Source organism: Nocardiopsis lucentensis DSM 44048 (genome assembly GCF_000341125.1).
In the GTDB taxonomy this organism is placed as follows: Bacteria; Actinomycetota; Actinomycetes; order Streptosporangiales; family Streptosporangiaceae; genus Nocardiopsis; species Nocardiopsis lucentensis.
The window spans coordinates 1-11,095 of record NZ_ANBC01000524.1; the positions used below are offsets into that span (position 1 = coordinate 1).

Genomic DNA, 11,095 nt, shown 5'->3' on the forward strand with positions numbered 1-11,095 from the left:
ACGGTCTCCGGCTCGTCGAAAGCCGTGACGTGATTGACAGGTGGGCGCCCGCGAACGGCGGTATCACGCCTTGGGCGCTCTGATCAACGCTAGCAGCTCGTCGCATACGTCCCGTACGGACGTGTTGACCAGCGTGGTGTCGAACTCCTTCTCCGCGGCGAGCTCGATTCTGGCCGCGTCCAGCCTGCGCTGGACGACCTCCTCGGACTCGGTGCCGCGGCCGGTCAGACGCCGGACGAGCTCCTCCCACGAGGGCGGCGCGAGGAAGACGTGCAGGGCGTCGGGCATGGACGCGCGCACCTGGCGGGCACCCTGGAGCTCGATCTCCAGCAGGACGGGAACACCGGTGCTCAGCCGGTCGCGGACCGGGGCGCGGGGGGTGCCGTAGCGGTTGCCCGCGAACTCCGCCCACTCCAGCAGTTCGTCGTCGGCGACGAGCCGGTCGAACTCCGCGTCGGAGACGAAGTGGTACTGGACGCCCTCACGCTCACCGGGTCGGGGAGCCCGGGTGGTCACCGACACCGAGAGCCACACGTCGGGGTGGTCGCGGCGGATGGCGTCGACCACCGTGCTCTTCCCCACACCGGAGGGACCGGACAGGACGGTCAGCCGTTTCTCCTGCGGGCTGGTCTGGGCTCCGGACGCGTCTGGCATGGGTGGATCGGGCTTCCCTTCGAGGTCTCCGCGGTCGCGGGAAGCTCCATTTATACCACCGCGCCGCGGCACGGAGGACGCGTCGACCTGGGGCCGAGCGCCCGCCGTCCGCGGCGCGGGTCAAGCCTCACCGGGGGTTGGGCCACCACTGTGGCACGATGCCGCTCCCGCACGATCGGGGAACGGTTCCCGCCGCGACTGTGGGGGACGCGGACGGGCCGGTGCACTACGGGAACTACTTGGTCAGGTCCCCGAACTCGCTCTCGAGAGCGGCGCGCTGGTTGGTTCCCAGGCCGCGGACACGGCGGGACTCAGCGATGTTGAGCCGCTCCATGATCTGCTTGGCACGGACCTTGCCGACACCGGGCAGGGATTCGAGCAGAGCCGAAACCTTCATCTTGCCGATGACATCGTCCTTGAGGCCGTTCGAGAGGACCTCGGACAGCGAGATGCCGCCGTTCTTGAGCTTGTTCTTGACCTCTGCACGCTCTTTTCTGGCCTTGGCGGCCTTCTCAAGAGCGGCACTGCGCTGCTCGGGTGTGAGGGGAGGAAGGGCCACGCCGGGTCACCTCGGATTTCTACTCGTTTGTAGAGGGCGGACGCCTGCGCAAGTTAGTAGGTCCGACCCCCCTTAGGCAACGCAAAGTGGCCCTTCAGCGGCTATTTCATCGAATGAACTACTGAGAGTTACAGCTTCATTGCGGTCTGAGACGAAAATCAGGACCTTGGTCCCGGTTGAAGAGACCGAAAAGCGTGCCACCAGTGCAGGTCACAGAGGGGTGACGCAGGTCACTGTCGGCTTTGAATTTCGGTTTTCGGACACACTTAATTGGTGACCGTCCGTGATCCACAACTGCGCGTGATGGGACCACTGCGACATCCCGCCCACACCTCCCTCCGATGCTCCGCTAGGCACGGACCCCGGCGCGCCGTACCGCGGCGGCGATCGCCGCCGCGGCGGCGCCGGGGGCCGCCGCCCTGGTGATCGGCCGACCGACGACCAGCAGGTCCGCTCCGGCCGCGACGGCCTCCTCCGGGGTGGCGATCCGGGACTGGTCACCCCTGTCCGCCCCCGCCGGGCGCACGCCCGGCGTGATCAGGGTGATGTCCGACCCCACCTCGTTCCTCACCAGGGCCACCTCCTGCGGCGAGCACACCAGGGCACGGGCCCCGGCGCCCACCGCCATCGCCGCCAGACGCCGCACCGCGTCGCGAGCCGGACCGAGCAGCCCCACCTGCTCCAGATCCTTCTCACTCATCGAGGTGAGCACCGTCACGGCGGCGATCCTCGTGTCCGGCGCGGCCTCCACCGCCGCCCGGACCATGTCCGCTCCCCCACTGGCGTGCACCGTGAGGATCGACGGCCGCAGGCCCGCGACGCTGCGCGCCGCGCCCGCGACCGTCGCCGGGATGTCGTGCAGCTTCAGGTCGAGGAAGACCCCGACGCGGTTGGCGCCGCGTACCGCGCTGACCACCTCGGGGCCGTACCGCAGGTACAGCTCCAACCCCACCTTCACCGTGCTCACGTGCGGTGCCACGGCGGAGGCCCAGGTGGCGGCGGTCTCGATGTCGTCGGCGTCGATCGCGACGGCGATCGGCGCGGGCGCGGTGGGCGCGGTCATGTCGGTTTCCCCTCTTCGTCCGACACCGTACAGTCGGTGTCAGCACCTGCACCTGTGCTTACGAATGTGCTTACGAAAGCACTAGCCGATGCACGTTCACTGTCATGTGCACACACCAAGGTGTGCGATTCCCCGGATGAGGCACTTCATGCGCCCCAGCCATGTCACTTCCCCGTAACGGCTGTCGAGACGGCCGTGAGCGGCCCTTTTCCCGGATCGGATGATCGGGGTGCCGGATACGCGCGTTCGGCCGGAGAACGCCGTCTGAGCGCCGTTCAGCCCGGTCAGGGCACCCACGCCCGGTCCAGACCGGGCCTCAGGCCCCCACCCCCGATCTGTGGGCCGCGCCGACCAGGTCGACGGCCCGCTCCACCCCGCGCGACTCCAGCGCCTCGGTGAACTGCCGGAGCACACGCGCACACGCGGACGGATCGGAGAAGTTGGTCGTACCCACCGCGACGGCGCTCGCCCCGGCCGCCATGAACTCGACCGCGTCCTCGCCCGTGCGCACCCCGCCCATGCCCACGATCGGCACATCGGGCAGAGCCTCGTGCACCCGGTAGACACAGCCCACCGCGAGCGGGCGGATCGCCGGACCCGACAGCCCGCCGATCCCGCCCGCCACGGCCGGGCGCAGGGTGCGGGTGTCGATCGCCATACCGCGCACGGTGTTGATCATCGACAGTCCGTCCGCCCTCGCCTCCACGCACGCCGTGGCCAGTTCCACGACGTCGGGCACATCGGCGGAGAGCTTGGCCAGGACCGGGACGTCCGAACGGGCGTGCGAGCGCACCGTGCTCACCACCGCCGCCGCGCTCGCCGGGTCGTCGACGAAGTACCGTCCGCCCGGGTCGGCCGGGTCCGGGCAGGCGAGGTTGACCTCGATGGCGCTGACGCCGTCCGCCTCGGAGACGCGTCGAGCCAGTTCGCCGAACTCCCCCATGCCCGTTCCGGCGATGGACACGATCGCCCGTCCGCCTCGGGAGAGCAGCCAGGGAAGGTCGCGCTGGAGGAAGACGTCGACCCCGGGCCCCTGCATGCCGGTGGTGCTCAGCATCCCGCTGGGCGTCTCGGCCATGCGCGGCGCGGGGCGTCCCGCGTGCGGTTCCAGCATCACCGACTTGGTGGTCACCGCGCCGATCGTGGAGATGTCGAAGAAGCGCGCCAGTTCGCGGCCCGCCCCGGCGCACCCGGCGGCGGTCACCACCGGGTTGGGCAGCTCGGCCGGGCCGAGCCGGATCCTGAGGTCCGTGTTCACCGTTCCCACCCTCCAGGTGCGTGCCGGTCAGGCGATGTCGCGCGCGGACTCGGCCGCGCGGGCGGCTTTGGAGCCCTTCCAGCCCGGTGCGCCCAGGGCGTCGAAGGGGATGGAGCCGACGTCGTCGAAGCGCACCCGTTCGCCGCGAAACACCGGGCCGTCCACGCAGGAGCGCACCATGCGGGTGACACCGTCCTCCCCCACGACGGGGATCACGCAGGTCATGCAGATCCCCGTACCGCAGGCCATCGTCTCCTCCACCGAGACCTGGACGGGCACGCCGTGTTCGCCCGCCACCGCCGTGACCGCGCGCAGCATGGGCATGGGGCCGCAGGCGTACACCGCGTCGGACCGGGCCTCCTCGATGACCCGGCCGAGCACGTCGGTCACCTGGCCGCGTGTGCCGAAGGACCCGTCGTCGGTGGTGAAGACGGCCGTCTCGGCGACACGGCGGGCGGTGATGGCGCTGAACACGCGGTCGGACGAGGCCGCGCCCAGGACGAAGTCCACCCGGCAGCCCCGCCGGCGCAGGGCCTGGGCGAGCGGGAACAGCGGGGCGCTGCCCGAACCACCGCCCACGAGCACGCAGTTGACCGGGTCCCGCGGCAACGGGAAGGGGCGGCCCAACGGTCCGACCACGTCCAGCAGGTCGCGCGATCTTCGTTCGGACAGCCACGCGGTACCCGTCCCCCGCACGGCGAACAGGAACTCGACGGTGCCCCCGTAGTCGGGTTTGACGTCGTGGATGGCGAAGGGGCGGCGCAGCAGGGTGCTGGAGTGGTCGCCGCCCACCCCCACCGTGACGAACTGCCCGGAGCGGAAGCGCTCGGCCACGCCCGGCGCGACCACGGTGATGGCGTAGTAGGCGTCCACCCGGCGCACGTTCAGCACGGGGCACCTGATCTGCACCGGTCCGTTGTCGCTCATGGTGTCCTGGAGCCTTCCTCGCCTCGGCCGTGCGTTCGCCGTGGGCGCGCGGTCCACGGCGAACGCACTCTACTGCGTCCGAGCCCGGTCTCCGGCCCGGTTACGCCCGGCTGGCGTCGAGGGTGCTCGCGTGCTCCTGGAGGGAGCGCACTCCCACATCGCCGCGCACTCGCGCCTCGATCGCCTGTACCGCGGCGGCCAGCCCCTGGACCGTGGTCACGCTGGGCACGCCGCGCACGACGGCCGCGGTGCGGATCTCGTACCCGTCCAGACGCGGTCCGGCCTGCCCGGCGCTGCCGAAGGGGGTGTTGACGATGAGGTCGACCCCGCCGTCGTGGATGAGCTGCACGATGGTCGGCTCGCCGTCGGGACCGGGGCCCTCGCTGTGCTTGCGCACGACGGTGGCGCGCACCCCGTTGCGGCGCAGGACCACGGCGGTGCCCTCGGTGGCCAGGATCTCGAAGCCCAGGTCGGCCAGGCGCTTGACCGGGAAGATCATCGAGCGCTTGTCCCGGTTGGCCACGGACACGAACACCCGGCCGCTGGAGGGCAGCTGTCCGTTGACGGCCAGCTGCGACTTGGCGTAGGCGGAGCCGAACTGTACGTCCAGGCCCATGACCTCGCCGGTGGAGCGCATCTCGGGGCCGAGGATGGTGTCGACGCCCTCGCCCTGCTTGTCGATGAACCGGCTGAAGGGCAGCACGGCCTCCTTGACCGAGACCGGCGCGTCGGCGGGCAGGTCTCCGCCGTCGCCCTCGGCGGGCAGCATGCCCTCGGACCGCAGCTCGGCGATGGTGCTCCCGGCCATGACGCGGGCCGCGGCCTTGGCCAGCGGCACGGCGGTCGCCTTGGACACGAACGGCACGGTGCGGGAGGCGCGCGGGTTGGCCTCCAGCACGTACAGGACCCCGGAGGCGAGCGCGTACTGGACGTTGAGCAGGCCGCGCACGCCGGTCCCCCGGGCGATGGCCTCGGTGGAGTAGCGGATCCGCTCGATGTCCTCGCTGCCCAGGGTGACCGACGGCAGGGTGCACGCCGAGTCGCCGGAGTGGATCCCGGCCTCCTCGATGTGCTCCATGACGCCGCCCAGGTACAGGTCGGTGCCGTCGTAGAGCGCGTCGACGTCGATCTCGATGGCGTCGTCGAGGAAGCGGTCGATCAGGACCGGGTGCTCGGGGCTGACCTCGGCGTTGCGCCGGATGTAGTCGGCGAGCATCGTCTCGCTGTAGACGATCTCCATGCCCCGGCCGCCGAGCACGTAGGACGGGCGGACCATGACCGGATAGCCGATCTCGTCCGCGGCCGCCTTGGCCTCCTCGAAGGAGTAGGCGGTGCCGTGCTTGGGCGCGGGCAGCCCGGCCTCGGCCAGGACCTTGCCGAACTCACCGCGGTCCTCGGCCAGGTCGATGGCCTCGGGGCTGGTGCCGATGACGGGCACCCCGGCGGCCTTGAGGCGGCGGGCCAGGCCGAGCGGGGTCTGTCCGCCCAGCTGCACGATGACCCCGGCGACCGGTCCGGTGGCCTGCTCGGCGCGGACGACCTCCAGGACGTCCTCCAGGGTGAGCGGCTCGAAGTAGAGCCGGTCGCTGGTGTCGTAGTCGGTGGAGACGGTCTCGGGGTTGCAGTTGACCATCACGGTCTCGTACCCGGCCTCGGACAGCGCGAAGGAGGCGTGGACGCACGAGTAGTCGAACTCGACGCCCTGGCCGATGCGGTTGGGTCCCGAACCGAGGATGATGATCTTGGGCCGGTCGCCGGTGGGGACCTCCGTCTCCTCGTCGTAGCTGGAGTAGAGGTAGGGCGTGCGGGCGGCGAACTCGGCGGCGCAGGTGTCCACGGTCAGGTAGACGGGGTGGATGCCCAGGGCGTGACGCAGCTCGCGGACCACGTCCTCGCGCTTGCCGGTGATCTCGCCGATCTGGACGTCGGAGAAGCCCAGTCCCTTGGCCTCGCGCAGCAGGTCCGCGTCGAGCTTGGGCGCGTCGGCCAGCACGCGGGCGGTCTCCTCCAACCGGAGCATCTGGTCGAGGAACCACGGGTCGATCCGGGTGGCCTCATGCAGTTCCTCGACGGTCGCTCCGGCGCGCAGGGCCTGCTGGACCTGGCGCAGGCGGTGCTCGGTCGGGGTGGCGGCCCGGCGCAGCAGGTCGCCCTTGTCCCCGGGCTCGCCCGCCCAGGTGAAGCCGACGCCCGCCTTCTCCACCGAGCGCATGGCCTTCTGGAGGGCCTCGGGGAAGGAGCGGCCGATGGCCATCGCCTCGCCGACGGACTTCATCGTGGTGGTGAGGCCGGGGTCGGCGCCCGGGAACTTCTCGAAGGCGAACCGGGGAACCTTGACGACCACGTAGTCGAGCGTGGGCTCGAAGCTGGCCGGAGTCTCCCGGGTGATGTCGTTGGGGATCTCGTCGAGCGTGTAACCGACGGCGAGCTTGGCGGCGATCTTGGCGATCGGGAAGCCGGTGGCCTTGGAGGCCAGCGCCGAGGAGCGGGACACGCGGGGGTTCATCTCGATGACGATGATCCGGCCGGTGGTGGGGTGGACGGCGAACTGGATGTTGCAGCCGCCGGTGTCCACGCCGACCTCGCGGATGACCGCGATGCCGATGTCGCGCAGTTTCTGGTACTCGCGGTCGGTCAGGGTCATGGCGGGGGCCACGGTGATGGAGTCACCGGTGTGCACGCCCATGGGGTCGAGGTTCTCGATGGAGCACACGACCACGACGTTGTCGTTGGTGTCGCGCATCAGCTCCAGCTCGTACTCCTTCCAGCCGAGGATGGACTCCTCCAGGAGCACCTCGGTGGTCGGGGAGAGCGCGAGGCCCTGTCCGGCGATACGGCGCAGCTCGGCCTCGTCGTGGGCGAAGCCGGAGCCGGCGCCGCCCATGGTGAAGGACGGCCGGACCACGACCGGGTAGTCCAGCTCCTCGGCGGCGTCCAGGCACTCCTGGAGGGTGTGGCAGATCCGGGAGCGCGCGGACTCGCCGCCGATGCGCTCGACGATCCCCTTGAAGGTCTCGCGGTCCTCGCCGGACTGGATGGCCTCGATGTTGGCGCCGATCAGCTCGACGCCGTACTTCTCCAGGATGCCCGCCTCGTCCAGGGCGACGGCGGCGTTGAGCGCGGTCTGCCCGCCCAGGGTGGGCAGCAGGGCGTCGGGGCGCTCCTTGGCGATGATCTTCTCGATCATCTCGGTGGTGATCGGCTCGACGTAGGTGGCGTCGGCGATCTCCGGGTCGGTCATGATCGTGGCCGGGTTGGAGTTGACCAGGATGACCCGCAGGCCCTCGGCCCGCAGAACCCGGCAGGCCTGGGTACCCGAGTAGTCGAACTCGGCCGCCTGCCCGATCACGATCGGGCCGGAGCCGATCACGAGGACGGATGAAAGGTCACTACGGCGCGGCATGCTCTTCCTCTACTACTGCTTGGCAGCCGGTGCGGGCTGGGCGGACATCAGGTCGCAGAACTCGTCGAAGAGTCCGGCGGCGTCGTGGGGGCCCGCGGCGGCCTCCGGGTGGAACTGGACGCTGAACGCGGGGCGGTCCAGCAGCCGCAGGCCCTCGACGACCTGGTCGTTGAGGCCGATGTGGCTGACCTCGGCCCGGCCGTACGGGGTGTCGAAGGGGGCGTCGAGCGGCGCGTCGACGGCGAAGCCGTGGTTCTGGCTGGTGATGGCGACCTTGGTGGTGCGGGTGTCGCGCACCGGCTGGTTGACGCCCCGGTGGCCGAAGGTCAGCTTGTAGGTGCCCAGGCCCAGGGCGCGGCCCAGGATCTGGTTGCCGAAACAGATGCCGAAGAGCGGCTTGCCCGCGTCCAGGACTCCGCGCATGGCGGCGACGGGGCCGTCGGCGGTGGCGGGGTCGCCGGGGCCGTTGCTGAAGAACACGCCGTCGGGGTCGAGGGCGAGGATGTCCTCGGTGGTGGCGGCGGCGGGCAGCACGGTGACGCGGCAGCCGCGCTCGGCCAGGCGCTGGGGCGTCATGGCCTTGATGCCGAGGTCGACGGCGGCCACGTGGAAGCGGGTCTCGACGCCCTCGGGCGGCAGGACCTCGTAGGACGCGTCGGTGCTGACCTCGGCGGCCAGGGCGGACCCGGCCATGGGCGGCTGCTCCATGATGCGGGCCAGCAGCGCCTTCGGGTCGGTCTCGACCGTACTGATCGCGGCGCGCATGGCGCCCCGGTCGCGCAGGTGGCGGGTCAGGGCGCGGGTGCCCCTGAGGGCGATGCCGACCACGCCCTGGCGGCGCAGCTCCTCGTCGAGGGTGCGCTGGGCGCGCCAGTTGGAGGGGATGCGCGCGGGCTCGCGGACGACGTACCCGGCGACCCAGATCCGGCCGGACTCGGGGTCGTCGTCGTTGACGCCGGTGTTGCCGATGTGCGGCGCGGTCATGGCGACGATCTGGCGGTGGTAGGAGGGGTCGGTGAGGGTCTCCTGGTAGCCGGTCATCCCGGTGTTGAAGACGGCCTCGCCGAAGGTCTCCCCGGTGGCGCCGAAGGAGCGGCCGTGGAACACGCGGCCGTCCTCGAGCACCAGAATCGCCGGTCCGCCGGTTTCCTCGGACACGTTCTCCCCCTCTACCGAACCAGTTCTGACCTGGATGTTCGCTGTCGTGTTCAACTGATCTTCCCCTCCAGGACGGTCGGAACCCCGCGCAGGAAGGTCGCGCGGACCCGGCCGGGCAGGGTCATGCCGCGGAAGGGGGTGTTGCTGCTCTTGGTGGCCATGGCCCCGCCGTCGACCTCGACGGGGGCCGCCGGGTCGTACAGGACGACGTTGGCGGGCTCACCGGCGGCCAGGGCGCGGCCGTGCTCGAAGACGCGGCCGATGCGGGCGGGTGCCGCGGACATCCGGTCGGCGACCTGGTCCCAGGTGAGCAGGCCGGTGTCGACCATCGTGCGCTGGACGACCGCGAGGGCGGTCTCCAGGCCGACCATGCCCATGGCGGCGGTGGACCACTCGGTCTCCTTGGCCTCCACCGGGTGGGGGGCGTGGTCGGTGGCCACGATGTCGATCGTTCCGTCGGCCAACCCCCCCNTGGACGTCCTCGGCGGTGCGCAGGGGCGGGTTGACCTTGTAGATCGGGTCGTAGCTCTCGACCAGGTCGTCGGTGAGCAGCAGGTGGTGGGGGGTGACCTCGGCGGTGACGTCGCAGCCGCGGGCCTTGGCCCAGCGGATGATGTCGACGGACCCCTTGGTGGAGACGTGGCACACGTGCAGGCGGGATCCGACGTGCTGGGCGAGGAGGCAGTCGCGGGCGATGATCGCCTCCTCGGCGACCGCGGGCCAGCCGGGCAGGCCGAGGCGGTCGGAGACGCAGCCCTCGTTCATCTGGGCGCCCTCGGTCAGACGGGGCTCCTGGGCGTGCTGGGCGACGACCCCGTCGAAGGCTTTGACGTACTCCAGGGCGCGGCGCATGAGCAGGGCGTCGGAGACGCAGATGCCGTCGTCGGAGAAGACGCGGACCTGGGCTGCGGAGTCGGCCATGGCGCCGATCTCGGCGAGGCGTTCACCGGCCAGTCCGACGGTGACGGCGCCGACGGGGCGCACGTCGCAGTAACCGGCCTCGCGGCCCAGGCGCCAGACCTGCTCGACGACCCCTGCGGTGTCGGCGACGGGGTCGGTGTTGGCCATGGCGTGGACCGCGGTGTAACCGCCCATCGCGGCGGAGCGGGAGCCGGTGGCGACGGTCTCGGCGTCCTCGCGGCCGGGTTCGCGCAGGTGGGTGTGGAGGTCGACCAGACCGGGCAGGGCGATGAGGCCGTCGGCGTCGATGGTCTCCGCGCCCTCGGGGGCGTTCAGGTCGGGGCCAAGGGCCTCGATCCGGCCGTCGGCGAGCAGGATGTCGACGGGGTCGCCGCCGAGCGCTCGGGCGCGGCGGATCAGGTGCGGTCCGTGGGTGTCGGGCATCGCTGTGTGGATTTCCTCGTGTTCGGTGTGCGGAAGGCGGGTGCGGGCGCGACGGGGCGCGGGCGCGCGGCCCTGGTGTGGCGGGCGCGCGGCCCGGCGGACGCCGGTCGGGCCGTCGTCGGCGGTCAGGAGCCGCCGAGCAGCAGGTAGAGGACGGCCATGCGCAGGCTCACGCCGTTGGCGACCTGTTCGGTCACGGTGCAGCGCGGGGAGTCGGCGACCTCGGCGGAGATCTCCATGCCGCGGACCATCGGGCCCGGGTGCATGACGATGGCGTCCCCGGGCATGCGTGCCAGGCGTTCACCGTCCAGTCCGTAGTTGCGGCTGTACTCGCGCACGGACGGGAAGTAGGACTCGGTCATGCGCTCGGCCTGCACCCGCAGCATCATCACCACGTCGGACTTGGGCAGGACCTCGTCGAGGTCGTAGGAGACCTCGCAGGGCCAGGTGTGCACCGAGACCGGCAGCAGGGTGGGCGGCGCGACCAGGGTGACGTGCGCGCCGAGGGTGGTCAGCAGGAGCACGTTGGAGCGGGCGACGCGGCTGTGCAGGATGTCGCCGACGACGGCGACCCGCAGCCCCTCCAGGCGGCCCAGGCGGGAGCGCATGGTGAAGGCGTCCAGGAGGGCCTGGGTGGGGTGTTCGTGGGTGCCGTCGCCCGCGTTGAGCACGGAGCCGTCGACCCAGTTGGCGAGCCGGTGGGCGGCCCCCGAGGCGCTGTGGCGGGTG

8 protein-coding genes and 1 pseudogene are annotated in these 11,095 nt (G+C 71.2%); all 9 read right to left on the bottom strand.

The features are described from left to right. Positions 1-63: 63 nt before the first annotated feature. Positions 64-654, bottom strand: a complete 591-nt coding sequence (gene gmk, locus D471_RS0118465) for a guanylate kinase (RefSeq protein ID WP_017599986.1) — start codon at positions 652-654, stop codon at positions 64-66. 235 nt (positions 655-889) lie between these two features. Continuing rightward, positions 890-1,213 (bottom strand): integration host factor, actinobacterial type, encoded by a 324-nt coding sequence (mihF, locus tag D471_RS0118470; protein WP_017546565.1) that lies wholly within the window; start codon positions 1,211-1,213, stop codon positions 890-892. Positions 1,214-1,562: 349 nt separating this feature from the next. Beyond that, positions 1,563-2,276, bottom strand: coding sequence for an orotidine-5'-phosphate decarboxylase (gene pyrF / locus D471_RS0118475; protein ID WP_017599987.1), 714 nt, complete (start codon positions 2,274-2,276; stop codon positions 1,563-1,565). Positions 2,277-2,592: 316 nt separating this feature from the next. Beyond that, positions 2,593-3,534 (bottom strand): dihydroorotate dehydrogenase, encoded by a 942-nt coding sequence (locus D471_RS0118480; RefSeq protein ID WP_017599988.1) that lies wholly within the window; start codon positions 3,532-3,534, stop codon positions 2,593-2,595. A 27-nt stretch (positions 3,535-3,561) separates the two neighbouring features. Continuing rightward, positions 3,562-4,461, bottom strand: a complete 900-nt coding sequence (locus D471_RS0118485; RefSeq protein ID WP_017599989.1) for a dihydroorotate dehydrogenase electron transfer subunit — start codon at positions 4,459-4,461, stop codon at positions 3,562-3,564. A 100-nt stretch (positions 4,462-4,561) separates the two neighbouring features. Beyond that, entirely contained in the window at positions 4,562-7,864 is a 3,303-nt protein-coding gene (gene carB / locus D471_RS0118490; RefSeq protein ID WP_017599990.1) for a carbamoyl-phosphate synthase large subunit, read from the bottom strand. Between the two features lie 12 nt (positions 7,865-7,876). Continuing rightward, the gene (carA, locus tag D471_RS0118495; RefSeq protein ID WP_017599991.1) at positions 7,877-9,022 is read right to left on the bottom strand and encodes a glutamine-hydrolyzing carbamoyl-phosphate synthase small subunit; all 1,146 of its coding nucleotides are present in this window, start codon (positions 9,020-9,022) and stop codon (positions 7,877-7,879) included. 50 nt (positions 9,023-9,072) lie between these two features. Continuing rightward, a pseudogene (locus D471_RS35050) lies at positions 9,073-10,366 on the bottom strand (dihydroorotase). A gap of 125 nt (positions 10,367-10,491) precedes the next feature. Beyond that, positions 10,492-11,095: aspartate carbamoyltransferase catalytic subunit (locus D471_RS0118505; protein WP_017599993.1), on the bottom strand; the 604-nt coding region annotated here is incomplete at its 5' end.

Bases quoted from the DNA above. Each gene is read 5' to 3' on its own strand.
- gmk (WP_017599986.1), bottom strand. From the start codon at position 654: ATGCCAGACGCGTCCGGAGCCCAGACCAGCCCGCAGGAGAAACGGCTG.
- pyrF (WP_017599987.1), bottom strand. From the start codon at position 2,276: ATGACCGCGCCCACCGCGCCCGCGCCGATCGCCGTCGCGATCGACGCC.
- D471_RS0118485 (WP_017599989.1), bottom strand. From the start codon at position 4,461: ATGAGCGACAACGGACCGGTGCAGATCAGGTGCCCCGTGCTGAACGTG.
- carB (WP_017599990.1), bottom strand. From the start codon at position 7,864: ATGCCGCGCCGTAGTGACCTTTCATCCGTCCTCGTGATCGGCTCCGGC.